Source organism: Thermomonospora echinospora (assembly GCF_900108175.1).
In the GTDB taxonomy this organism is placed as follows: domain Bacteria; phylum Actinomycetota; class Actinomycetes; order Streptosporangiales; family Streptosporangiaceae; genus Thermomonospora; species Thermomonospora echinospora.
This window is the reverse complement of record NZ_FNVO01000005.1, coordinates 159,820-183,194: the sequence shown is the minus strand read 5'-3', so window position 1 is coordinate 183,194 and position 23,375 is coordinate 159,820. Positions and strand designations below refer to the sequence as shown.

General features: G+C 71.8%; 28 protein-coding genes. 17 read left to right on the top strand and 11 right to left on the bottom strand.

What is annotated here, in order from left to right:
• Positions 1-125 precede the first annotated feature (125 nt).
• From mshB to C4U03_RS13885, 3 genes are all read left to right on the top strand, one after another.
• Complete coding sequence (gene mshB / locus C4U03_RS13895; protein ID WP_103938159.1) at positions 126-1,025, top strand: N-acetyl-1-D-myo-inositol-2-amino-2-deoxy-alpha-D-glucopyranoside deacetylase; 900 nt, start codon at positions 126-128, stop codon at positions 1,023-1,025.
• Between the two features lie 70 nt (positions 1,026-1,095).
• On the top strand, positions 1,096-1,659 hold the full coding sequence (locus C4U03_RS13890; protein WP_103938158.1) for a DUF6113 family protein: 564 nt from the start codon (positions 1,096-1,098) through the stop codon (positions 1,657-1,659).
• 41 nt (positions 1,660-1,700) lie between these two features.
• Positions 1,701-2,237 (top strand): flavin reductase family protein, encoded by a 537-nt coding sequence (locus C4U03_RS13885; protein WP_235017847.1) that lies wholly within the window; start codon positions 1,701-1,703, stop codon positions 2,235-2,237.
• Between the two features lie 218 nt (positions 2,238-2,455).
• Here the strand turns inward: C4U03_RS13885 and rocD are convergent, their stop codons facing one another.
• Complete coding sequence (gene rocD / locus C4U03_RS13880; protein ID WP_327372878.1) at positions 2,456-3,652, bottom strand: ornithine--oxo-acid transaminase; 1,197 nt, start codon at positions 3,650-3,652, stop codon at positions 2,456-2,458.
• Between the two features lie 177 nt (positions 3,653-3,829).
• Between rocD and C4U03_RS13875 the strand changes: the two genes are divergently transcribed.
• Positions 3,830-4,285, top strand: coding sequence for an Lrp/AsnC family transcriptional regulator (locus tag C4U03_RS13875; protein ID WP_103938156.1), 456 nt, complete (start codon positions 3,830-3,832; stop codon positions 4,283-4,285).
• Positions 4,286-4,340: 55 nt separating this feature from the next.
• On the opposite strand, the gene C4U03_RS13870 is transcribed toward C4U03_RS13875, so the two are convergent.
• On the bottom strand, positions 4,341-6,029 hold the full coding sequence (locus tag C4U03_RS13870) for a serine/threonine-protein kinase (RefSeq protein WP_235017846.1): 1,689 nt from the start codon (positions 6,027-6,029) through the stop codon (positions 4,341-4,343).
• 121 nt (positions 6,030-6,150) lie between these two features.
• Between C4U03_RS13870 and rraA the strand changes: the two genes are divergently transcribed.
• Positions 6,151-6,630 carry a ribonuclease E activity regulator RraA gene (rraA, locus tag C4U03_RS13865; protein WP_103938155.1) on the top strand — a complete coding sequence of 160 codons (480 nt, stop codon included), beginning with the start codon at positions 6,151-6,153 and terminating at the stop codon, positions 6,628-6,630.
• 87 nt (positions 6,631-6,717) lie between these two features.
• Here rraA and C4U03_RS13860 read toward each other — a convergent pair whose 3' ends face one another.
• From C4U03_RS13860 to C4U03_RS13835, 6 genes are all read right to left on the bottom strand, one after another.
• Positions 6,718-7,359 carry a hypothetical protein gene (locus C4U03_RS13860; RefSeq protein ID WP_103938154.1) on the bottom strand — a complete coding sequence of 214 codons (642 nt, stop codon included), beginning with the start codon at positions 7,357-7,359 and terminating at the stop codon, positions 6,718-6,720.
• 154 nt (positions 7,360-7,513) lie between these two features.
• A complete protein-coding gene (locus C4U03_RS13855; protein WP_103938153.1) occupies positions 7,514-8,434 on the bottom strand; it encodes a GlxA family transcriptional regulator in 921 nt (306 codons plus the stop codon).
• A 7-nt stretch (positions 8,435-8,441) separates the two neighbouring features.
• Positions 8,442-9,038 carry a cysteine hydrolase family protein gene (locus tag C4U03_RS13850; protein ID WP_200827231.1) on the bottom strand — a complete coding sequence of 199 codons (597 nt, stop codon included), beginning with the start codon at positions 9,036-9,038 and terminating at the stop codon, positions 8,442-8,444.
• 296 nt (positions 9,039-9,334) lie between these two features.
• Entirely contained in the window at positions 9,335-10,099 is a 765-nt protein-coding gene (locus tag C4U03_RS39925) for a hypothetical protein (protein ID WP_146087367.1), read from the bottom strand.
• Complete coding sequence (locus C4U03_RS41120; protein WP_200827230.1) at positions 10,096-10,875, bottom strand: hypothetical protein; 780 nt, start codon at positions 10,873-10,875, stop codon at positions 10,096-10,098. The genes C4U03_RS39925 and C4U03_RS41120 overlap by 4 nt, the downstream gene beginning before the upstream one ends.
• Positions 10,869-11,426, bottom strand: a complete 558-nt coding sequence (locus C4U03_RS13835) for a hypothetical protein (protein ID WP_146087366.1) — start codon at positions 11,424-11,426, stop codon at positions 10,869-10,871. The genes C4U03_RS41120 and C4U03_RS13835 overlap by 7 nt, the downstream gene beginning before the upstream one ends.
• A gap of 192 nt (positions 11,427-11,618) precedes the next feature.
• On the opposite strand from C4U03_RS13835, the gene C4U03_RS13830 reads away from it, so the two are divergent.
• Together C4U03_RS13830 and C4U03_RS13825 are read left to right on the top strand one after the other, a co-directional pair.
• Entirely contained in the window at positions 11,619-11,969 is a 351-nt protein-coding gene (locus tag C4U03_RS13830) for an MmcQ/YjbR family DNA-binding protein (protein WP_103938508.1), read from the top strand.
• A gap of 128 nt (positions 11,970-12,097) precedes the next feature.
• Positions 12,098-12,334, top strand: coding sequence for a hypothetical protein (locus C4U03_RS13825; RefSeq protein WP_103938150.1), 237 nt, complete (start codon positions 12,098-12,100; stop codon positions 12,332-12,334).
• Positions 12,335-12,611: 277 nt separating this feature from the next.
• Here the strand turns inward: C4U03_RS13825 and C4U03_RS13820 are convergent, their stop codons facing one another.
• The 3 genes from C4U03_RS13820 to C4U03_RS41810 form a co-directional block, all read right to left on the bottom strand.
• Positions 12,612-13,691, bottom strand: a complete 1,080-nt coding sequence (locus C4U03_RS13820) for a hypothetical protein (RefSeq protein WP_146087365.1) — start codon at positions 13,689-13,691, stop codon at positions 12,612-12,614.
• A gap of 261 nt (positions 13,692-13,952) precedes the next feature.
• Positions 13,953-14,630, bottom strand: coding sequence for a hypothetical protein (locus C4U03_RS39920; RefSeq protein ID WP_146087364.1), 678 nt, complete (start codon positions 14,628-14,630; stop codon positions 13,953-13,955).
• Between the two features lie 9 nt (positions 14,631-14,639).
• Positions 14,640-15,836 carry a class I SAM-dependent methyltransferase gene (locus C4U03_RS41810; RefSeq protein WP_235017845.1) on the bottom strand — a complete coding sequence of 399 codons (1,197 nt, stop codon included), beginning with the start codon at positions 15,834-15,836 and terminating at the stop codon, positions 14,640-14,642.
• A gap of 150 nt (positions 15,837-15,986) precedes the next feature.
• Between C4U03_RS41810 and C4U03_RS13795 the strand changes: the two genes are divergently transcribed.
• From C4U03_RS13795 to C4U03_RS13750, 10 genes are all read left to right on the top strand, one after another.
• The gene (locus C4U03_RS13795) at positions 15,987-16,391 is read left to right on the top strand and encodes a hypothetical protein (protein WP_103938145.1); all 405 of its coding nucleotides are present in this window, start codon (positions 15,987-15,989) and stop codon (positions 16,389-16,391) included.
• Positions 16,392-16,452: 61 nt separating this feature from the next.
• A complete protein-coding gene (locus tag C4U03_RS13790; RefSeq protein WP_103938144.1) occupies positions 16,453-17,322 on the top strand; it encodes a crotonase/enoyl-CoA hydratase family protein in 870 nt (289 codons plus the stop codon).
• A gap of 96 nt (positions 17,323-17,418) precedes the next feature.
• Positions 17,419-18,477, top strand: coding sequence for a polysaccharide deacetylase family protein (locus C4U03_RS42815; RefSeq protein WP_327372768.1), 1,059 nt, complete (start codon positions 17,419-17,421; stop codon positions 18,475-18,477).
• A 66-nt stretch (positions 18,478-18,543) separates the two neighbouring features.
• Positions 18,544-18,867, top strand: a complete 324-nt coding sequence (fdxA, locus tag C4U03_RS13780; protein WP_103938142.1) for a ferredoxin — start codon at positions 18,544-18,546, stop codon at positions 18,865-18,867.
• Positions 18,868-18,994: 127 nt separating this feature from the next.
• On the top strand, positions 18,995-20,086 hold the full coding sequence (gene dapC, locus C4U03_RS13775) for a succinyldiaminopimelate transaminase (RefSeq protein WP_103938141.1): 1,092 nt from the start codon (positions 18,995-18,997) through the stop codon (positions 20,084-20,086).
• Between the two features lie 119 nt (positions 20,087-20,205).
• Positions 20,206-20,817: a DUF4178 domain-containing protein gene (locus C4U03_RS13770; protein ID WP_103938140.1), complete on the top strand. Its 612-nt coding sequence runs from the start codon at positions 20,206-20,208 to the stop codon at positions 20,815-20,817.
• 120 nt (positions 20,818-20,937) lie between these two features.
• Positions 20,938-21,441: a DUF2617 family protein gene (locus tag C4U03_RS13765; RefSeq protein ID WP_103938139.1), complete on the top strand. Its 504-nt coding sequence runs from the start codon at positions 20,938-20,940 to the stop codon at positions 21,439-21,441.
• Complete coding sequence (locus tag C4U03_RS13760; RefSeq protein WP_103938138.1) at positions 21,438-21,839, top strand: DUF4247 domain-containing protein; 402 nt, start codon at positions 21,438-21,440, stop codon at positions 21,837-21,839. The genes C4U03_RS13765 and C4U03_RS13760 overlap by 4 nt, the downstream gene beginning before the upstream one ends.
• A complete protein-coding gene (locus tag C4U03_RS13755) occupies positions 21,836-22,687 on the top strand; it encodes a hypothetical protein (RefSeq protein WP_103938137.1) in 852 nt (283 codons plus the stop codon). The genes C4U03_RS13760 and C4U03_RS13755 overlap by 4 nt, the downstream gene beginning before the upstream one ends.
• Entirely contained in the window at positions 22,687-23,133 is a 447-nt protein-coding gene (locus C4U03_RS13750) for a DUF350 domain-containing protein (protein WP_103938136.1), read from the top strand. The genes C4U03_RS13755 and C4U03_RS13750 overlap by 1 nt, the downstream gene beginning before the upstream one ends.
• Positions 23,134-23,375: the final 242 nt, after the last annotated feature.

Sequence of the window (23,375 nt, the reverse complement as noted above, 5' to 3'; positions counted from 1 at the left end):
GGAGAGGTTCCAGCGGTGACCCGCCGGGTTCCCGGGCGGGCCCGGGCCGGGGATCCCACGGGCCTCACGACCCGCCGAGCCGGTCGGCTTGGCCCTCGCCGCCGGGCAGGTTCTAGCCTAGCCTCATGAGTGATCCCATCTGGCGGATCTTGTTCGTCCACGCGCACCCGGACGACGAATCGATCAGCACCGGCGCGACGATGGCCAAATACGCCGCCGAAGGCGCCCATGTCTGCCTCGTCACCTGCACGCTCGGCGAGGAGGGCGAGATCATCCCGGACGAGCTGCGCCATCTGGCCGCCGACAAGGAGGACCGGCTCGGCGAGTTCCGGATCGGCGAACTGGCCGAGGCGTGCGCGGCGCTCGGCGTCACCGACCACCGCTTCCTCGGCGGCCCCGGCCGCTGGCGGGACTCGGGCATGATGGGCGCCCCGTCCAACGAGCACCCCCGCTGCTTCTGGCGGGCGGACGTGGACGAGGCGGGCGCGCTCCTGGCCGAGACCATCCGCGAGGTGCGCCCGCAGGTGCTCGTCACCTATGACGAGCACGGCCACTACGGGCACCCCGACCACATCCAGGCCCACCGGGTGGCGCGGCGGGCCCGCGAACTGGCCGCCGACCCCGGCCATGGGGAGGGCGAGCCCTGGCTGGCCGCCAAGTTCTACGCCACCGCCGCGCCGCGCACGGTGCTGTCCCGGTCGATCGCGCTGATGCGCGAGTCCCGGCACCCGTTCGAACGGGTCTCCAGCATCGACCAGCTCGGCTACGGCGTGCCCGACGACCAGGTCACCACGGTGGTGGACGCCCGCGCCCACCTGCCCGCCAAGCTGGCGGCACTACGCGCCCACCGCACCCAGATCACGGTGGCCTCCGAGGACCAGGGGCCGTTCTTCGCCCTGTCCAACAACATCGGCCAGCAGGCGTTCGGCGCCGAGTACTACACGCTGCTCGACGGGCGGCGCGGCCCCTCGGCGGCGGGCGGCCGGGAGAGCGGCCTGTTCTCGGGGCTGCCCGGCCGGGAGTAGGGCCCGGTCGGGCGCGGGCGGTGGGGACCTGGCTCGGGACACCGGCGCCGACTCGATAACCTCAGTGGCTGTGGACAAGGACCAGGACGCCGGAGTGCCGCTGACCAAGGACGGTGGCGCATCGTCCCCGGGCGACCCGCCGTCGGACGGTCCGGCCGATCGGCCTCCGGCGGCCCATCCGGCTGGGGAGGGGCCGGCCGGTGACGGCGGCAGGGGGGCCGGGGCCGGGAACGAGCGGCTGCGGGCGTTCGTCACCGGTGCCGCCTACGGGATGCTGGCCCTGTTGGGCGTGGTCCTGGGGGTCGTCGGCTCGCTGCACTACGGCTGGACCGTCGGGCCGGTCCCGCTGGCGGCGATCGTGCTGGTGGCGCTGAACTTCGGCGTGCTGTGGCTGGCCGGCTGGGGGATGCGCGCCAAGCCGGGGGCGGCGGTCCCGTGGGTGACCTGGATGGCCGTGGTGATCGCCGCGTCCAGCCGGCGGTCCGAGGGCGACCTGCTCATCACCGGCGACCTGGCCGGCTATCTGTTCATCGTGGGCGGCATGGTGGCCGGTGGGCTGGCCGTCGCGCTCACCCGGTCGGCCGGTGTGCCGGGCTCCTGGCTGCTGGGGCCGGGCGTGCGGGACCGGCCCTGACCGAAGGCCCTGGTGGGCGAGCCGGATAACCTGGCTGAATCGTGAACAAAGACCATCTCCCGCAGCCGCCGCCGAAGCCGTCCCCCGCGCGGGTGGATCCCCGGGAGTTCCGCCGGGTGGTGGGCCGGTTCGCCACCGGTGTGGCGATCGTCTCCACTGTCGCCGACGGGGTGGACCACGCGATGACCATCAACGCCTTCACCTCGGTCTCCCTGGATCCGCTGCTCGTGCTGTTCTGTGCGGAGAAGATCGCGCGCCTGCACGACGCCGTGCTGAAGTCGGGCGGCTGGGCGGTGTCGGTGCTGCCCGAGGAGGCCGAGGACCTCTCCCAGTGGTTCGCCACCCGTGGCCGCCCCCTGGACGACCGGCTCGGCGGCCATCCGTTCGAACGGGGCGCGCACACGGGTGCGGCGATCTTCGATGAGTCGGTGGCGTCCCTGGAGTGCCGCACGCACGCCGTGCACGACGGCGGCGACCACAGCATCGTGGTGGGCGAGGTCCTCGCGGTCCAGACGCCCGCCCCCAAGAACCGCCGCCCCCTGCTGTACTACGAGGGCCACTACCGGCGCCTGGCCTGATCCCCCGGACCCTTCCGCCGAGGTGATGCGGCTCCAGCGGAGTTCGCCGTGCCGCCGTGGGCGTGGCGGTGCCCTTGCGGCCGGGCGGCCGAACGCCTGACAGGGCGTGAGCGTTCAGGACCGGCGCGTCCGCGACGCCTCGGCGGAGGCCGCGTGGATCGCCCTGGCCGGGTCTCGGCCGGAACGCTGCTGGCCGGTACGGCCGCCGGGCGGCCCGGTCAGTCGCGCAGGGCGATCTCCAACTGGTCGAGCGCCCAGTCCAGATCCTCCTGGTCGATCATCAGCGGGGGAGCCAGCCGCAGCGTGGTCTCGTGGGTCTCCTTGGCCAGCACGCCCAGCTCCATCAGCCGCTCGCTGACCGGGCGGGCCTTGCCGTTCAGCTCCACCCCGGCCCACAGGCCGCGCCCGCGCACCTCGCGGACGACGTCGCCCGGCAGCGCGCCCAGCCGCCGGTGCAGGTGCGCGCCCAGCGTCCGCGACCGTTCCTGGAACTCGCCGGTCCGCAGCATCGCGACCACCTCGCGGCCCACCGCGCAGGCCAGCGGGTTGCCGCCGAACGTCGAGCCGTGCTGGCCCGGCCGGAACACCCCCAGCACATCGGCGTCGGCCACCACCGCCGACACCGGCAGGATGCCGCCGCCCAGCGCCTTGCCCAGCAGGTACATGTCGGGGACCACGCCCTCGTGCTCGACCGCGAACGTGGCGCCGGTACGGCCCAGCCCGGACTGGATCTCGTCGGCGATCATCAGCGCGTTCCCCGCGGTGCACAGCTCCCGCACCGTCTTCAGGAACCCGCTGGGCGGCACGTTCACCCCGGCCTCGCCCTGGATCGGCTCGATGAGCACGCCCACCGTGTTCTCGTCCATCGCCGCCCGCAGCGCCTCGGCGTCCCCGTACGGGACGGTGCGGAAGCCCGGCGTGTAGGGGCCGTAGGAGTTCCTGGCGTCCGGGTCGGTGGAGAAGCCGACGATCGTGGTCGTCCGGCCGTGGAAGTTGCCCTCGAAGGTGATGATGCCGGCCTGGTCGGCCGGCACGCCCTTGACCTCGTACCCCCACTTGCGGGCGGCCTTGAGGGCGGTCTCGACGGCCTCGGCCCCGCTGTTCATCGGCAGCACCATGTCCTTGCCGGCCAGCTCGGCCAGCTCGGCGACGAACGGGCCGAACTGGTCGTGGTCGAAGGCCCGGCTGACCAGGGTGACCCGTTCCAGCTGGCGCTGCGCGGCGGCGATCAGCCGGGGGTTGCGGTGCCCGAAATTGACCGCCGAGTACGCCGACAGCATGTCCAGGTAGCGCCTGCCCTCGACATCGGTCACCCAGGCCCCCTCGGCCTCGGCGATCACGACCGGAAGCGGGTGGTAGTTGTGGGCGCTGTGCTCTTCGGACAGGGCGCGCAGCTGCTGGGTTCGCGTCACGATGCTCCTTCGGCGGTCCGCCGACCCCAGATGACCGTGGCCGGAGTGCCGGCACCGGGGTCACCGGTGCCGCGGGAACGATACGGCGGGGTCCGCGGGTGGCCGCGTACCCAGCACACAGCGTAAGGTCGGCGATGAGGCACGACCAATTACAAAAACCTGCTTCAGGGGCTGTGTTCATTGCGTCTTGACGACCTTGACCGTCGGATCGTTGCGCGACTACTGGAGGATGCCCGGGCCTCCTACGCCCAGATCGGCGACGCCGTCGGCCTGTCGGCGCCCGCGGTCAAACGCCGGGTCGACCGGCTGCGCGAGGAGGGCGTCATCACCGGTTTCGCCGCCGTGGTCGACCCGGCGGCCCTCGGCTGGACCACCGAGGCGTTCATCGAGATCTTCTACAACGGGGCCCGTTCACCGGAGGAGACGTACGAGAGCGTCCGCCGGCACCCGGAGGTCATCGCCGCCTACACCGTCACCGGGGAGGCCGACGCCCTGATTCACCTGCGGGCCCGCGACATCGCCCACCTGGAGGAGACCCTCGAACGCCTCCGCCGCGAGCCCAAGATCGCCCAGACCAAGACCTCGATCGTGCTGTCCCGCCTGATCGGCCGCCCCACCGACGGCCCCGACACCTGAGGCCGGTCGCCCCGGGAAGGCCCTTAGATCCCCGTGGGGAGACAGACGATCGCGCTCACCCGGTGGGACTCGGCGCGGGGAAGCCCTGCCAGATCTTGAGGTCGAGCGTGACGAAGTCGCTGGGGTCGGACTGGAGGTCGGTGACCTTCACCAGCACCGTCAGCCCCTGATCGGTATAGACGCAGAACCGGGTGCCCCGCTTGTAGCCGTCGTCGTCCAGGTATTCGGTGTACCGGGTGTTGTCGCGGCAGGCCTGGTAGGTGTCCGGCTGACCGGGGTCGAGCACCGCGAGCCGGTCCGCCCTGATCTCGTCGGACCTGTAGGCCGAGTAGGACAGGTCGCCGTCGTCGCCCTCCCGCGGATGTTTCGGATCGCCGAGGAAGTCGATCGTGTAGTCGGTCGCGAGCTGGATGCCCTCGTACTCCTTCAGCAGAGTGCCGGGGGGAGTCCCCCCGGCCGGCGCGTCGCTCGCGGAGGGGAGGGGGCCGGATGAGGTCGGCGGTCCGGCCGGATCGGGGGCCGGGGCCGCGGCGGAACGCTCGTCCCGGCCCTGGGGAGCGGTCGGCTCGGCCGGGCCGTCGGCGAGCAGGACGATCACGGTGACCAGCAGGAGCAGCGCCACGGCCCCGACTCCGCCCAGCGCGATGGCGAGCGTCCGGCTGGTGGTGGAACGACTCCCCGGCGCTCCCGGGACGGCGACGGGCGGCCCGGCGTACGGCTGCGGGCCCGGAGCCGTACGTGCCAGGGCGCCGGGCGGTGGCGCCGTGGCGGGTGGCGTTCCGGGCCGAACGGGCGATGCCGGCGGGCCGGGAGGCCCGGGCCGCGGCGGAACGGCCGGCGGGGGCGGCTCGGCCGAATAGGAGTCCAGCCGACGGGTCACCTCGGGCGGCAGCCATCCGGGTGGTGGGGCATCGCCGCCGGGGTTGAGTTCGTCCATCAGTTCGCGCAGCGCGGGCCGTGCGTCCGGTTCCTTGGCCAGGCAGCGCTCGATCAGCGGATGCAGGTCGTCCGGGCAGCCGTCAAGGTTCGGCTCCTCCCTGGCGATCCGGAACAGCACCGCCTGGTCGGGTCCCTCGCCGAACGGGGAGCGGCCGGTCGCGGCGAAGAACACCAGCACCCCCAGCGAGAACACATCCACTGCGGGGGTGCAGTGCCGCCCGAGGGCCTGCTCGGGCGCCATGAAATGCGGGGTGCCGATCCGCACGCCGGTCCGGGTGAGCGGGGTGGCGTCGGCGGCCCGGGCGATCCCGAAGTCGATCACCTGTGGCCCGTCCGGCGCCAGCAGTACGTTGGACGGCTTCAGATCGCGGTGGATCACCCCGGCCCGGTGGATGGCCACCAGCGCCTCGGCCACTCCGGCGGCCAGCGGACGGACCGTCTCCGGCGCCAGTGGCCCCTGCTCGGCGACGACCTGCGCCAGCGACGGCCCCGGCACGTACACGGTGGCCATCCACGGCCTGGGCCCGTCCAGTTCGGCGTCGATGACCGCTGCGGTGTACAGGCTCTGCACCCGCTGCGCGGCGGTGACCTCCTGCCGGAACCGGCGGCGGAACTCCGGATCGTCGGCGAACTCCGGGCGCACCACCTTGATCGCGAGCCGCCGTCCGCTCTGCGTGGCGCCGAGGTAGACCCGGCCCATGCCGCCCGCCCCGATCCGCGCCAGGATCCGGTACCCCCCGAGGTGCGGTGGATCCTCCGGAGCCAGGGGATCGAACACGTTGTTCGGCTGGGCGGGGGGCTGCATGGGTACCTCCTCCGGTTCCGGACCTTCTTACCGGAACCGGAGGTTGTCTGTCAGATTTTCCACAATGCCCTTCCCGGACCCGATCCAGGGCCACGGGGTTACCGGACGGTAGGCTTCCGGCATGGAGTTCGCGACCGCCGACCTGATCGACGACTTCGACGCCGAGCTGGCCAGCTGCCAGACCCAGTTCCGGCAGTACGGCGGGCGCACCGCGTTCGCCGGCCCGATCGCCACCGTCCGCTGCCACCGCGACAACGCGCTGGTCAAGAAGCTGCTCAACACCCCCGGCGAGGGTCGCGTCCTGGTGGTGGACGGCGCCGGCTCACTGGCGTCCGCGCTGATGGGCGACCTGATCGCCGCTGCCGCGGTGCGCAACGGCTGGTCCGGGGTGGTGATCAACGGCGCAGTACGCGACGTGGCCGCCCTGCGCACCCTCGACCTGGGCATCAAGGCCCTGGGCTCCAACCCCCGCAAGAGCGCCAAGGACGGCGCCGGCGAGGTGGACGTCCCCGTCGCCTTCGGCGACACCGAGTTCCACCCGGGCCACTGGCTCTACAGCGACGAGGACGGCATCGTCGTGGCCGCCCGCCCCCTCCTCTGACCCGCATCCGGCCCACGGCCCCACGGCGACGGGAAGGAGCGGCAGGCCTAGGGCGCCCGGCCGGCGCTTGCGTCGGCTTGTCGCCCGTCAGCGCCAGGTGGCGTTCTTCAGCAGGTTCATCAGGCCCGGCGTCTGCCAGTTGTCCACGACCAGGATGCGCGACTCGGGCAGGTAGACCAGGCGCTGGACGAAGCCGCCGGTGCGTGCGCCGCCCGCCGGGCTGATGCAGGTGATGGCCCACTCCCGGTAGTCGCCCCGGTGGTCGCCGACCGGTACCAGTCCCTGTGCCTGCGGGGACTGCGGCGTGGTCTGGTAGGTCTCCGGGTCGGTGGGACACGGGACCGAGTCCGTCTGCGGGTAGTAGGGCCGGCCGGGGGAGTAGGGGCTCCCCTCGTTCCCCTGGGCGATGTCGTCGGCTCCCAGCAGCCACCAGCCGCGGCAGGCGTCGGCCTCCAGGTAGCCGTAGGAGCCGCATGAACCGCCGGTGGTGATGTGCCAGCGGCCGCCGCCGTTCCCGTCGGGTACGGCCTTCCACGACGCCGGGAGCTGGACGTTCAACCCGTTGAAATCGATCGTCTGACCTGCCGGGCCGTCCTGTGACCCGGTCTGCGGGGCGTCCCCTCCGGCGGACGGGCCGGTGTCCGGCGAGCCGCCGGCCGGCGAAGTGGTGCCGACCTCGAACTCACACGCCGACAGCGGCAGCAGAACGGAGGCGCAGACAAGGGCCAATACCGAACGGTGGTACCTGGACAAGACCTGGGTTCTCTTTCGTGACGTCTTTCGGTCCCGCCGCTTGGACCTTGATGGGCACTGCGCCCTCTACGATGCAGCGAACCGGCGTCCGGTTCGCCCGGCCTGTCGGTTTCCGGAGCCCGACCGGACGTCAGGAGGCGCCGGGGAGCGGCCTCGACCTGAGCCTGCGGAGCATCCGGGCGTCCTGGAACCCGACCGCACGGGCCGCCGCCTCCACCGTGGCGCCCTGCCCGATGAGATGGTCGGCCCGCTCCAGCCGCAGCACCTGCTGGTAGCGCAGCGGCGTCATGCCGGTCGCCCGCCCGAACAGCCGCGTCAGCGTGCGCTCGCTGACCCCGGCGGACGCGGCCAGATCCGCCAGCGTCAGCCGCTGGGTGAACCGGGCATCGATGAGGTCCTGCACCCGGTGCACCACGTCACTGAGGTGGGCCCGGTGCCGCAGCATCGCGCTGGCCTGCCGCTCCTCCCCGTTACGGCGGGCGTACACCACCATCGTGCGGGCGATCCGCGCGGCCACGCCGGGCCCGTGCCTGCCCGCGATGAGGTGCAGGGCCAGGTCGATCCCGCTGGCGATGCCCGCCGACGTCACCACCCGGTCGTCGATCACGAACAGCACGTCCCGCACCACCGTCGCCTTCGGATACCGGGCGGCCAGCTCGTCCTGCAGCTCGTGATGCGTGGTGCACCGGCGGCCGTCCAGCAGCCCGGCCCGCCCGAGCGCGTCCGCCCCCGCGCACACGCTCGCGACCGTGCCGCCGCGGGCATGGTGCTCGGCCAGCCGCTCGGCGAGATCCGCGCCGACCCCCGGGTGCCCGCGCAGCGTCGGAGCCCGCCAGCCCGGCACCAGGACGAGATCGTCGGGGCACAGCTCCGGCCAGACGGTCTCCGCCCGCAGCCGCACCCCCTGTGCCGAGGGCACGTCCTCCTGCCCGGCCACGTAGCCCAGCTCATACCCGTGGCCAAGGTCGGCCGCCGTGGAGAACACCTGGGCGGGTCCGGCGAGGTCCAGCAGGTGCAGGCGCGGCACGAGCAGGAAGACGACACGCGTCACGATCCGGTCAGCCCTCCACCAGCACTCCGGTCACTTCCTCCACGGTACGGATCGTGGCGAACCGGCCGGCCAGCGCGTACTCGGTCCGCGTGATGATCTCGTCGGTCCCCAGCGTCCGCGGATCGGCCAGGATCTCGGCCACCGTCCGCCCACCCGGCGCGTCCCGGTGCGCGATCGGCGTGGTCGCGGTCGCGTCCGTCACGAACGTCACCTCGAACCCGAGGTCGGAGGCCAGTCGCGCGGTCGTCTCACAGCACTGCTCGGTACGGATCCCGCACACCACCACCTCGCGCACCCCCCGCGCCGTCAGGATCTGCTGGAGGTTCGTCGTGGTGAACGCGTTGTGCGCCGTCTTGGTCAGCACCGGCTCCCCCTCCCCGGCCGCCAGCCCGTCCATCAGCCGGACGAACCCGAGCGCCGGATCGAAGACCGTCCCCGACCCCGCCTCGGCGTGCAGCACCCACACCACCAGGTCGCCCTCGCCCCGCGCATGCTCCACCAGCCGCCGCACCTGCCGCACGACCGCGGGATTGGACGTCGCCTCCCAGATCGGCTGCCGCCGGAACGACTCCTGGACATCGATCACGATCACTGCTCGCCTCATACCCCGATCCTGCTCACCCCCGCCCCCACCCCAGAAGACACGATCAAGCCCCGAACCGGACCGATCCGGTCAACCACCATGCCCCCACGAACCCGCCCCCCAAACTCCATCCGCCCGGCGCCCCTGCCCGAGGCCGTCGGTCGCCTCACAGCCCTCCTGCCGTACGGCGTCCCGCCCCAAGACACATCCCGGACATCACCCGCGGCGAATTAGCGGAAATCATTCGCCACTTGTCTGGAGGAATGGCATGCTGCTCGCCCCGGTAGGCGAATAAGAGTGTGTCCCCGCAGGGCCGGTCAACCGAGTTTGCGCAGCTGCCTGGTTAGCACTTCCGTGGCGCGCTTGGCGGCCGGATCGCCGGACTCGTCCGGCTCCGTGCGCTCCCAGTACGCTGTAGCGACCACAAGATTGCCGCGCAGTGCGTAGTCGTACATGTAATGAAGAACGTTGTGCTTTGTGTAGCCTCTTGGGATGACCTGCTTTTCGGTGCCGCGTAGATGCTGCCAGCCGGCGATGGTGTCCTCGCTGACCCGCCAGGTATCGTTATGCGGGAAAAGGGTGAAGTTCTCCCTGATCTTCTTGGCGGGCACCTGTTGCTTGGCCGGGCATGACCGTGCCCGCTTCCTCAGCTTCTCATAGGCCCCTGTGGCGTCCTCGGGGCTTTTGAAGCGGGCGATGAGCTGCGCGTACTTGACTTCTTTGCGTGCTTGCCGGGTGCGGTTGGAGTACTGCCGGAATGTCAGCTCGGGGTCGGCCGGTAGCGAGACCCCCGACAGTGAGCACGAAGGTGCCTTACGGTCCTTGAATGGCAGAAACTCGACAGGAGCGTTGTAGATGCCGTCTCCGACCTCGCCGGCCGTCAGTAGGCGAGTCTTGACCTGAGAAGCCGAATAGCTGGGAGGTGGGGTGGAGGCGGTCGGCGTGGCGGACGTACGCGCTGTGGACGGTTTCCTCGGCTCGTCATCTCCACCACAGCCGGCAAGAGTCAGGCCCAGCAGGGCCAAGGTGGCCCAGGCCGTACCATGAAGTGCCGTTCGCTCGCTCTTCGATGTCGGTTTCATGGCCGGGAGTTCGTCTGGATCTCGCTGACCACCAGTGGCTGAGGAATCGACGTGGACGTCAGGTCGTCCAGTGTTCCGCCGGGGGCATCGCATCCGCTGCCCACACAGGTCCAGGTCACCGAGAAGGTGATGGTCGCGGTGACCTGGTGGGCGCCGCCGGGCGTGCTCGCCGAAGAACGCTGGAAGACATGACTACAGGCATCGCTGGTCTTGCTGCCTGGGCCGTTGCAGGTCACTGTGGTCTCTCCAAGGCTCCACGTGACCGTGCGCGGTGTGGCGGTCGCGACCACGATTTGGTTGCCCACGTTGATCGGCTCGGTGCTGACTGGGACGAACCCATCCACCCATAGCCGTGTGCGCAGGCTGACGTATGTCTTGTCGCTCGGCGCGGTATGCGCCGTTGGTGTCGGCAGTTCCGCGGTGGAACGGGCCTGGGCGGCCAAGTCCAGCGTCGCGGGTTCCGGCGCCGGTTGTGCGGGATTGTTGGGCGCCCCCGGACCGCCTGCTCCTCCGTCCTGGTTCACATCAGGGATCTCCCCGGTCCCACCGCCGCCGCCGCCACCATTACCGCCGCCTCCGCCGCCGGAGCCGCCGCCGCCGTCTTCGAGGCCGCAGCCGAAGTTCTGGCCGCCTCCGCCGCAGGGGTCGGCCAGGGCCGGTGACTCGTTCAGGAAGACTCCGTTCAGCACGGTGAGGGAGCCGGCGAGGACGATCGTCGCTGCGCTCAGTGCCGAGAGCCGCGTCGGGCGGAGGCCGGATGGAGTGGGGGTCAGCATGGCTTGTCCCGCTTCGTGTCGGAGACTTTCCAGGTGCCTGCGTCGTACTTGAGGGCGGTGCGGTACTGGTGGCTGCCGCCGGTGCCGCCGCCGGTGCGTTCGCCGGTGCGGGCGGAGAAGCGGTAGCCGGCGAGGGTGCGCATGCAGTCGACGACGTAGACGGTCAGGCCGTCCTTGGAACGAGCGTAGACGCGGGCGTTGGAGATGTTGACGAAGCGCCAGATCTCGCCCTTGGCGCGGGTGCGTTCCACGTCCCTGGTGACGGTGGTCAGCAGGGGGTCGGTGGCCACGGCGGAAAGGCCGGAGGGGTCGTTGGTCTCGTAGGCGGTCTTGTAGGCCTTCTGGTAGGCGGCGTAGCGCTTGAGGACCTGGGCGTCGACCTGCTCGGTGGGCAGAGCGCCGGGGCCGGTGGGGCCGGTGCTGGGAGAGGCGGGGTCGGCGAGACTGCCGGAGGGCTGGAAGGTGCCTGACGAGGAGGAGCCGGTGCCGCAGCCCACGGTGAGTCCGGCCACTGCTAGGAGGCCGAGGGGCCGAACGAGCGGGGCGAGCATGCCAATCCCTGATCGAGTCGAGCTGTCTGCAGGGCGGGGTACGCAGCGAAAGCTTACAGAGACGCATGTGGCGCGAAAAGAGGTTCGTTACTGGGGACCCTGCCGACGGGCGAATGGTTAGGTGGATGTGACCTCGCCGGATCGAGGCGGAGAAATGTCGGATCCGCCTGGTAGGGGTGGACCGTGGACGAGATGGGCGGGGCGGACGCGGAGGCGTTCCAGCGGATGGTGATGGACCTCCCCGAGGTGGAGGAACGCGAGCACGCCAACTGGGTGAGCCTGAAGGTGCGCGGGAAGGGGTTCTGCTACCTGGCACAGGACGGGCAGGAGGTGCTGCTCAAGGCGACCCGGGAGGAGCAGGAGGCCCTGGTGGCGGAGAACCCGGCGGCCTACGAGGTCGCCTACACCTCAGGCCGGTTCGGCTGGGTGAAGGTGCGGCTGGCCGAGGTTCCGGTGGACGAGCTGGAGGAGCTCGTCGTCGAGGCGTGGCGGTTGTCGGCGCCGAAGAGGCTTGCGGTGGCGTACCTGGCGGGACGAGGCTGAAACCTGCGAGAGGACCGGTTCGTTGAGCGGACTGCGTCCTAGCATGGGCCCGTACGGATTGCTGCTCAGAGGGCTCCAGGTAAGCGCATGGGCAGGGCCCGCCCGACTTCTGACACGGAGGATCAGTCATGAGCCGACGGCGAATCATCGTCCTGACAGGTGCGGCGGCAGCCATTGCGGCGGTCACGGTGGTGGGGTTCGCAGCGACGGGCCAGGCGGACAACGACCCCGAGCCGCAGGATCCGACGCAGTCGGTGGTCCACCACCAGGTGCAGCAGGACCCGCAGGAGGTCGAGGAGTACTGGACCGAGGAGCGGATGCGTAACGCCAAGCCGGTCCAGATGCCGGCGCCGGACGCCGAGTGACTCACTAGGGCGTGTCCCGGACGAGGTGACGCGCCTCAGGCACGCAGAGCAGCGGGCCGCCACCGGAGGTGACTCCGGTGGCGGCCCGTTCGCGTCAGGGCGTCTCCTTGCCGCTGCCGATGGAGACGATCCGGGCCGGAGAGCACCCCGGTAGGGCTGGACACGCGGTAGGGCGCGGGTGCTGCCCGAGGAGCCGTGGACGCGAGCACGGGCTGTGCCGGAGACGACTCCGGCACAGCCCGTGTCAGTGGCCTGCGGTAGGCGATGCCTACTTGGCCTACCTGTTCTTGATGTAGTTGTACAGCTTCTGGGCCGCGGCGCCCTGGTAGGGGCTGAACATGCGGTTGTCCTGCGTGCTGTGGGTGCTGTTGACACCCGCGACCTTGCCCCAGCCCTTGCTGTTCATGCCGTACAGCCAGGAGCCGCCGCTGGCGCCACCGCCCATGGTGCAGGCCAGGGACATGCTGACCGGCGCCTTGGCGTGGAAGCGGATGCCCTTGGTCGTGCCGCTGCAGTAGTAGAGGCGGTGACCCTGGGTCCGCTTGTTGGACGGCAGGAAGACCACCGGGTAACCGAAGGCACGCATGGCGTACGTGCGCTTCTTGTAGCCCCAGACGATGCCCTGGGCGCCGGTGCGGGCCTGAACCCGCTTGCCGCCGGAGTTCCCCACGGTGAAGGTCGCGAGGTCGTGGGCGAACCGGTAGTTGGCGTTCGTGCTGTTGACCCACTGGGGGGTGACGGCTCCGTGCAGGCCCGCGTACCGGCCGAGCGGGCTCTTGCCGTCCCGGTAGCCGGGGACGAAGAGCACGTTGCGGTGCCAGACGCCCTTGGGGCCACCGCTGTGCAGGCAGTGGGCGGCGGTCCAGACAGTGCGCTTGTTGGCGGCGTTGACGACGGTGCCGCTGCACACGTAGTCGCTGCCACCACGGGAGAAGTAGATACGACCCGTGGTCCGGGCGATGCCGGACTTCTGGTTGCTCCACTGCTTGGCGCCGACAACGGCAGCGGTGGAGACGTCGCCGGAGGCGACGGTCCCGCCGACCGGGGCGGCCGGGACGTCGCCGGTCTGGGCGGAGGCCTCGGCGACCGGGGTGGCCGCGGTGCCCTGGACGGTCTTGGGGAGGGAAACCGGCTTGGCGGCGCGCATCCGCGCCGGGGTCCAGTACTGCTCCACCGCGGAGGTGGAGATGTCACTGAACGTGTGGACCACCGGGTCCGACGTCGCCGTGGGGGCGCCCGCCTTGGTCACCGGGGCGGGGTCGCCCGGCCCGGCTGCGGCGAATGCCACGCTCGCGGTCACGGCGGCCGTGCCGATGACGGCGGCCGAGACGGCGAGGCGGGGGGCTGAAAGACGCAAGCTGATGCCTTCCGTTTGAGACGGGTGGAGGCGGGGTACGACCGGCAAACCAAGCAGGTTTCCGGTCCTTGCGTCAAGTCGGAATTTGGTGGTTTGCTTCACCCCGATGACGTTTGGGCTTCTCTGTCGGGGTATCCGCAGGTCCGGACGGCCGGATCTGGCCGATCTGCCGTTCCGGTTGCCGGGATCGCCCGCGGGGTCCATCTGAACAGCAGATGATCACCAGGTGACGGGCCGGTTTACGGTCATCTCGCCGGACGTTCAGCGGTGACCGATATCGCGCACCAGATCGAGGGCCAGTACCAGGTCCAAGTGAACGAACGTCTCGAACTTGGCCCCGGGGGCGACGGCGGGATCGGCGGCGAGCCCTTCCAGTACGGCGAGCGCGGCGGGGCTGTCCAAGTCGTCGGTGAGCGCACGCTCCGCGTCCGCCGCGTATGTCCGGTCCATTGGTCTGCCGGGGGACTCGGCCCACTCCGCCATGAGGGCGCGCCATCGGTCGAGCCGGGCACGCGCGTCCGCGAGTCGCTCGGACCAAGGGAGCGGGTCACGGTAGGCGGTGTGCAGGATCGCCAGGCGCAGCGTCATCGGATCCTCATCCGCCGGTGGCGGCTCGAAAGCCGGGACGAGCAGCAGACGCGCCGTATTCGGCTGAATTGCGTTCGACTCGTCACCCTCCGCCACCACCACCTGTGCGGACGCGGTTTCGCCCGCCTCCATTTCCAGAACGTTGAAGTCGGCGAGGGCGCGGACTTCAGGGAACGGGCCGGAACATGTGACGCGTACGCGACGGCGCCGCCTGCCCGCGACCCGGCGGAGCAGGTCCGCGATGACGAATGCGCGCAGCCCGGGCCCGCGTACATGAATATGGAGCGGACCCGGCGGCAGCTCTTCCAGCCGCCCGTTGCCGGGGTCGTAAAGCCGTAGTGTCCCGTCCATGGCGCCGCGTCAGTGCCGGTGCACGGCGGGAACCTCGAACGGAGGCTCGCCCCCGGGCGAGGGCGGCGGCGCGGTGGCGTGCACGTTCGCCGGACCGGCCCCGGGCGCCATGGGAACGGTATGCATCGGGGGCGGCGCACCTTGCTGAGGCTGCGCACTCGGCACGCCGGGAGAAGGCGCCGGCATACCTGGCGCGCCTTGCTGGGGTTGCGTACCCGGAACGCCCGGTGAGGGCGGTGGAGGACCTTGCTGGGCCTGCGCACCGGGTACACCCGGCGAGGACGCACCCGGCATGCCCGGTGCGCCTGGCGCCCCCTGGAGGGGCGGCTCACCGGGCGCACCCGAGGGAGGCGGCGCGGAAGGCCCCATGGGCGGTGGGGTGACCACCGTGGGCGGCGGCCCCGCGGCCGCGGCCGGACCCGCCGGCCCCTCCGGCATGGGCGCGCTGCCGTCCGGCTTGCGCACCGCCGCGAAGCGCAGCCGCACGTAGTCGGCGACCCAGCCGGACTCCCGCCGCAGCGCGGGGGCGGCCAGCTCGTTGATGCGCGCCAGCAACGGCTCAACGATCTCCGGCGGCACTTCCTTGAGCGCGCTCGCGGCGAACACCCGCACCCAGTCGGCGGCGCCGCCCGGGCCCTCGGTCATCCGGGTGGGCCGGTCGAAGTACTCCAGCAGCCGCACCGTGAAGCCGGCGGCCTCCAGCTTGGAGGTGTACTCGGCGGGGGTGGGGAAGTACCACGGCAGCTCGGGCTCGGCCAGCCCGAAGATCCGCCAGGCGGTCTGCATCGCGGCGATCAGCTCCGCGCAGTTGCCGGCCCCGCCCATCTCGGCGACGAACCGCCCGCCCGGCCGCAGCGCCGCGTGCACCGCGCCGATCACCGCGTCGGGGTCGCGGGTCATCCAGTGCAGCGCCGCATTGGAGGCGACCGCGTCGTAGGGCTCGCTGGTGGTGAAGTCGTGGGCGTCGCCGACCGCGAACGACAACTGCGGGTAGGCCGCGGCGGCCTGCGCGATCATCTCCGGCGACCCGTCGATGCCCAGCACCTCGGCGCCCCGCTCGGCGATGGTGGCGGCGAACAGGCCGGTGCCGCAGCCCAGGTCGATGATGCGCTCGTCGGGCTGCGGATCGAGCAGGTCGACCAGCGGAGCGCCGTGCGCGGACACGTATCCGAACGCGGAGTCGTACGTCGCAACGGCCCAGTTCACGTTCGTAACTTAGCCGACAATGAGAACAGCCGGACGAGGGTTGGCCAAGGGTATGCGTCACGCGGCGATTCTCATTACCCACAGCGTCTGAGCAGGGACGTTGGGTGGACGGGGACGGGACCGCGGTGGCGTCCCGGTACGGTGCGGGGCATGGGCGCACAGCGGGGAGCGGCGGGCGAGATCACGATCGCCGGGCGGGAGACGCCGGCCGGCCTGACGCTCGTCACCAGGGGGCTGGCCGCACGGGGTCTGCCGGAGATCACCGTCACCGGCCTGCCGCCCTACCTCGGCCGGGGATGGGCCCGTCTGCTGGCCGCACTGGCGTTCCGCCTGGCCGCCCACGCGGGCGACGTCCCCGACCGGATCGCGCTGACCCCGGACGACCTGCGCACGGCCCTCGGCGAACCCGTCTCCGCCGGCTGCTCGCAGATCACGGTCGGCCTCGCCCGGCACGGCGACCTGCTGACCCCGGCGCCGCCCCCGGACTACACCGGCCCCCGGGAACGCTGGCACACCGACCTGGTCACCGAGGTTTTCCCCGCCGCCCGCCGCTGAGCCGCCTCGCCCCGCCCCTAGAATCCCGTTCTGCCACGGCCGGTACGAGAGGGGACGCACGGTGACATACACCGAGATCGAGTACGAGGTGCAGGACCGGGTCGCGACGGTCACGCTCAACCGGCCCGACCGGATGAACGCCTACACGTTCACGATGCGGAACGAGATGCTGGACGTCTTCGACCGGATCGACGCCGACGACGAGGTACGGGCGGTCGTGGTCACCGGGGCGGGGCGGGCGTTCTGCGCGGGCGCCGACCTGGAGGGCGGCGGCGACACCTTCAACAAGGACAAGCGCCAGGACATGTTCGGCGGCGACGACCTGCTGGAGGACGGCACGCCCCGCGACGGCGGCGGCACCGTGGCGCTGCGGATCGCGCGCTGCCTCAAGCCGGTCATCGCCGCCTTCAACGGTGCGGCCGTGGGCGTGGGAGTCACGATGACGCTGCCCATGGACGTCCGGCTGGCCTCCGACAAGGCCGGGTTCGGGTTCGTGTTCGCCCGGCGCGGCATCGTCAGCGAGGCGGCCTCCAGCTGGTTCCTGCCCCGGCTGGTGGGCATCTCCCAGGCCATGGAGTGGGCGGCCACCGGCCGGGTGTTCGACGCGCGGGAGGCCCTCGCCGGCCGGCTGGTCTCGCGGGTGTACGCCCCCGACGAGCTGCTGCCCGCCGCCTACGAGCTGGCCCGGGAGATCGCCGACAACACCTCGGGAGTGTCGGTCGCGGCGATCCGCCGGCTGATGTGGTCGGGGCTGTCGTCCAGCACTCCCTGGGACGCGCACGTGGCCGACTCGCGGCTGATGGCGGCGCTGGGCGCGGCGCCGGACGCGGCCGAGGGCGTCACCTCTTTCCTGGAGAAGCGCCCGGCCGTCTTCCCGATGCGCGTCAGCACCGACCTGCCCGCCGAGGTCCCCGACTGGCCCCTGCGCTGAGCCGTCCGGGCCGCGCCCCGTGACGCCCCCGGATGATCGCTTTGACCAGGTGGGGAGGGGTATCTCCCCGGATGGAGCGACATTCGGGGGTGCATGGTGCGGAACAGACGATCGGCCGTCCTGGTCGCCGTGGCGGTCGGAGCCTGCCTGCTGTCGGCCTGCGGGCAGGACGCCCAGGTGCGGACGGCGTCCCGGCGGACGAAGGCGCCGGACGGGGCCGTGGCCCGTCCCCGGCAGACGCCGAGCACTCCTCCCGTCGACTGCACCAGGGCGAAATGCGTGGCGCTGACCTTCGACGACGGACCCGGCCCGTACACCGGGCGGCTGCTGGACGACCTGGCGAAGGCGCGGGCGCGGGCCACGTTCTTCGTGCTCGGCGCGCACGTGGGGCCGAACGCCGAGTTAGTGCGGCGGATGGTCGCCGAGGGGCACGACGTGGGCAACCACACCTGGTCGCACCCGTACCTGCCCAGGCTGTCGGAGGCCGAGGCGCGGTCGGAGGTGCAGCGGACCCAGGAAGTGGTCCAGCAGGTCGCGGGCGTCCGGCCGACGATCTTCCGGCCTCCGTACGGCGCGACGAACGCCCAGGTCGGGAACGCGGCCGGGCTCCCGCAGATCATGTGGAGCGTCGACCCGATGGACTGGCGCCGGCCTGATGCGGCGCGCACGACCCAGGTGGTGCTGCGGGACACGCGGCCCGGATCCATCGTGCTGCTCCACGACGTCAAGGAGGCGAGCGTCGCGGCGGTCCCGGGGATCCTGGCGCAGCTGAGCGGCAGGGGCTACCGGTTCGTGACGGTCTCCGAGCTCTTCAACGGGACGCCCCTGCAACCCGGCCGGCTCTACACGGGGCGCGAGGCGCCGCCCGTCCGGGAACGAGCCGAGGACGCGGGCGGGACGACCTTGCCCGCCACGAGGACGTCGCGGGGCACCTCGACCACCTCGCCGGTACGGCGCCGGACCGTCAGCACGTCGCCGGTCCACGATTCGAGGACGCCCACGACATCGCTGTACCCTCCCGTCGGCAGCCGGCGGCGCAGCGAGACCCGCTCACCCACGTCGGCCTGCGAGATGGAGACCACGAGTCGCGCGGCGAAACGGGCGGACATGTGGCGACCCCCAAGTCGAATGGACATCTCGCTGCCGCAATACTAGGTGGAGCGAGCTTGCGGTGAGCCGTGGCGCACGGCGGGGCCGGAAGAACCCGAGAGGAGTCACGACGTGACCTACGTCATTGCGCAGCCCTGTGTGGACGTGCTCGACAAGGCGTGCATTGAGGAATGCCCGGTCGACTGCATCTACGAGGGCAAGCGCCAGCTCTACATCCACCCGGACGAGTGCGTCGACTGCGGTGCGTGCGAGCCCGTCTGCCCGGTTGAGGCGATCTACTACGAGGACGACGTCCCCGACCAGTGGAAGGACTTCTACAAGGTCAACGTGGAGTTCTTCGACGACCTCGGCTCGCCCGGCGGCGCCTCCAAGGTCGGGAAGATCGACAAGGATCACCCGATCGTGGCCGCACTGCCCCCGCAGAACGAGGACTGACGGGCGGTGCACGGGTCGTCGTGGGGACCGCTCCACGATGACACGCTCAGCTGAGCGCCGGGCCGTGGCCTCCGTGGGGGGTCACGGCCTTGTGGCGTGACGAGACGAGGTGAGGAGAGGCACAGCGGTGCGTACGCTCCCGGACTTCCCCTGGGACCGGCTGGCCCCGTACAAGGAGATCGCCGCCGGACATCCCGGCGGGCTGGTGGACCTTTCGGTCGGCACGCCCGTCGATCCGACGCCGGAGCCGATCCGGCGGGCGCTGTGCGAGGCGGCGGACGCACCCGGCTATCCCCAGACCCACGGCACCCCGGCCCTGCGCGAGGCGGTGGCCGGATGGCTGCGCCGCCGGCTCGGGGTGGCCGGCGCCGACCCGGCCGCCGTGCTGCCGGTGATCGGCACCAAGGAACTGGTGGCCTGGCTGCCGACGCTGCTGGGCGCCGGTCCCGGCGACCGGGTGGTCTTCCCCGAGCTCGCCTACCCGACCTACGACGTGGGCGCCCGGCTGGCGGGGGCCGAGCCGGTGGCCTCCGACGGGCTGCTGAGCCTGGGGCCCGTGACGCCGAAGCTCGTGTGGGTCAACTCGCCGTCCAACCCGACCGGCCGGGTGCTGCCCGCCGAGCACCTGCGCAAGGTGGTCTCCTGGGCCCGCGAACGGGGCGCCCTGGTGGTCAGCGACGAGTGCTACATCGAGCTGGTGTGGGACGACGGCCCGGCCGGGCGGCCGGTGTCGATCCTGCACCCGGACGTGTGCGGGGGCACCCACGAGGGGCTGCTGGCGATCCACTCGCTGTCCAAGCGCTCCAACCTGGCCGGCTACCGGGCCGGGTTCGTCACCGGCGACCCCGCCGTGGTCGGGCGGCTGCTGGAGGTGCGCAAGCACGCCGGCATGATCGTTCCCGCGCCGGTGCAGGCCGCGATGACCGTGGCCTACGGCGACGACGCCCACGTGGACGAGCAGTGGGCTCGCTACGCCCGCCGCCGGGAGGCGTTGCGGACGGCGCTGGTCCGGCACGGCTTCCGCATCGACCACTCCGAGGCGTCCCTGTACCTGTGGGCCACCCGCGACGAGTCCTGCTGGGACACCGTCGCCCACCTGGCCGAGCTGGGCATCAGCGTCGCCCCCGGCGACTTCTACGGCCCGGCCGGGGCCCGGCACGTCCGGGTTGCCTTCACCGCCACCGACGAACGGGTCGCCGCCGCCGTCCAGCGGCTCTGAAACCAAATTGGAACCGGATACACCGATCTGTCATCGGATGCATGTTGCGCCTGGTACGTGTGCGATCGGTAGTATCCGCACGCCGGGGCCTTGACCGATCCCCGTGCGTGGAGGTGGGCATGCTGGCCGTGGTGATCACGTTGCTGGTGCTGATCCTGGTCGCCCTGGTCGTGCTCATCGCGGTGCTGCTGCGCCGCCGGGGCACCGGGGGCGGGACGGAGCAGGCGCCGGCGGCGCCCGCCGACCCGTTCGCCTCCGTGGGCGAGGTGGCCGGTGATCCTCGGACGCTGAAGGCCGGCGACATGGTCGAGTACCTGGGCACCCGCTACTTCGTGCGCGGCTCGGTGCGCCTGCGCGAGGGCGGCTACACCTGGAGCGAGCACCTGCTGGACGCCGACACCATCGAGGGCACCAAGGTGTGGGTGTCGGTCGAGGAGGACCCCGACCTCGAAGTGGTCTGGTGGACCGAGCGGGACGTCGGCGACCTGCGCCCCGACAGGTCCACGCTGACCCTCGACGGGGTGGAGTACCGGCGCGAGGAGCACGGCACCGCCGAGTACCGCACCGAGGGCACCACCGGTCTCGGCGACACCGGCCGGGTCGAGTACGTCGACTACGAAGGCCCTGGCGGCCGCTACCTGTCGTTCGAGAAGTTCGGCGGCGGATCTTGGGAGGCCGGCACCGGCGAGCGCGTCCCCACCGGGACGCTGACCATCTACCCCGGAAGCTGACGCCATGCCCCCCATGTCTCCCAGGAACGACGACCGCGCAGCCCGCTCGACGGGTGGCCCGTTGGCGGCGCCGGACGAGACGCTGACCATGCGCGCTCACCAGACCGAAAGCTGACCCCGGTGCACACCGCCCTCGACACCCCCTACCTGGACACCCGCGCCGACGCGCTGTCGTTCGCGCTCGGCCTGGCGCCGCTGGACGCGCTGGCCGTCCTGCCGGTGGAGCGCGCCGGGATCCGGGTGGAGATGCGCCTGCTGGGCGCCTCCCACCAGGTCTTCGCCGGGCCGGTCAGCGAGACCGTCGCCTGCCTGCCCGGCCGCCCCGTCCCGCTGCCCGGCGGGATGCGCACCGAAGTGGACGGCTGGACGTACGACTTCGGCGCGAGCGTCCAGTCCTACGACAGCGGCCTGACGTTCACGGCGACGGTGCGGGAACTGTGCGCCCGGCTCGCCGACCGGGACGACGCGCTGACCGGCACGTTCCCAGGCTCGCCGTACGCGGTGACCGCCCTGGCCCTGGACGGCGACCCGGGCACCGGCACCCTGGGCTGGCGCACCTGGCACGCCTACCCGCAGACCCGACAGATCGTCGTGACCCGCACCCTCCTGGAGGTCGCGCTGTGAAACATTTCGTGGGCGGCGGCCTGCTGGCCGTGCTCGGGGCGATCGTGCTGGCCGGTGCGCTGGTCAGCGGGAACACCTCGCCGCGCGGCTGGATCGGGTCGCACTACAGCAAGGTCGGGAACGGCGTCTACCGGGCGCCCGGACCGCCGACGGCGGTGGCGGCCACCCTCACCCGCAAGTTCAAGCCGTCGGACCGGGCCTACGACCCGGCCGGGGTGTTCCTGCGGTACCCCAACGCGGTCGTCGCGGTGCTGCCGGACGGCAAGGGCAGCCGGGTGCTGATCGATGACGTCGACCGCGGCTACCGGCGGCACTACAGCTACATCGGAAGCAGGTGGGGCGGTCCCAGTGGCCGCGCCTCCGTCTTCCGCGGCGGCGGACCGGGGTCGGGCAAGTGAGCGGCTCCGGCAAGCGCGGGAAGACCGCCGACACCGTCGGGCGCCAGATCGTCATCTGGTCGATCGTCCTCGGCGTGATCGGGCTCATCGTCGTGCTCGTGGTCGCCGACAACAACGACGACGAGGTCGGCTTCAGCGGCGGTGGCCTGTTCGGCAGCGAGGGCGCCGGCCGACTGGTGGAGCGGCTGAACGCGGCCGCCGGCGCGCAGCAGATCTGCTACGGCTGGGAGATCGACTCCGACCTGCCCGGGATGACCGACTACATCACTCCGGTCACTCCCTCCGCCCCCGCCCTGCGGACCCCGGCGCCCGGAGCCACGCCCCTGCCGACCCCGGCGCCCGGGACGCCGCAGTCGGAGACGGAGCAGCGGCTGCGGGACACCCTGGCCGCCGAGCCGGGAGTGGACGTCGGGTCCAACCTCGGCACCGGCGTCGACCCGCGGGAACGTCCCCAGGAATGCCCCCGCTGGGTGGTGTTCACAGCCGACTACTACTACGACATCACCGAGGAGGAGTGGACCTCGGTGACCCAGGGCATCGAGACCAACCTCCCGCTGCAACTGAGCCCCTCCGACCTGCGACAGGCCGGGATCACCGAGGTGGACCTGCTCGGCGACCAGGCCAACGCCCGGCTGGCCGACGCCGTCGGGGCGCTGCCCATGATCGTGGCGGAGAAGGGCGCCGCGCCGCCGGTCCCGCAGATCGACGTGCAGGCCCCGCCCGCCGGGGACAAGATCTCCCCGCCCGGCATGGCCCGCTACGTGTGGATGGGGATCGGGGGCGTCCTGGTCGCCGGCGGGCTCGTCTGGATCGTCATCGCCGCCGTACGAAGCCGTAGGAGTGCTTGATGCTGAACGACATCATCGAGGAAGGCGGGGCCGCGCTGGCGTACGGCGCGGTCGGCGTCGCCCTGCTGGCCCTGGGCTTCCTGGTGGTCGAGGTCACGACCCCCGGCAAGCTGGGCCGGCAGATCTGGACCGAGGGCAACCGGGGAGCCGCCCTGATCCTGGCCGCCAAGCTGGTCGGGGTCGGCGCCATCATCACCACCGCCATCGCCACCAGTGAGGACGGGCTGGCCGACGGCCTGGTGAGCACGGCGGTGTACGGGGTGCTCGGCATCATCGTGATGACGCTGGCCTTCTACCTGCTGGACGTGCTGACGCCTGGCAGCCTGGGCGCCATCGTGGTCGGCCACGAGGGCGAGACCCCCTCCGGCCAGATGGCCCCCGCCTGCTGGGTGGTGGCCGCCACCGACCTGGCCATCGCCGCCATAGTCGCCGCAGCCATCGCCTAGCCGGAACGGCCATCGCCGCACGGGCCGGTCACGGCAGCCATCGCCTGACCGGAACGGCTGGCGCGTCACGGCGGCCACTGTCTGACCGGAGCGGCCATTGCTGCGCGGGCCGGTCGTGGTGGCCGTCGCCTGGTCGGAGCGGCCACCGCGGGACGGGTAGCCTTCCGCCCGGATGGAAGGGGAGTGGCTGTGACCGCTGAGCAGGCAGAGGCGGGTGCGCCGGCGCCCGAGCGGGTGGCGGG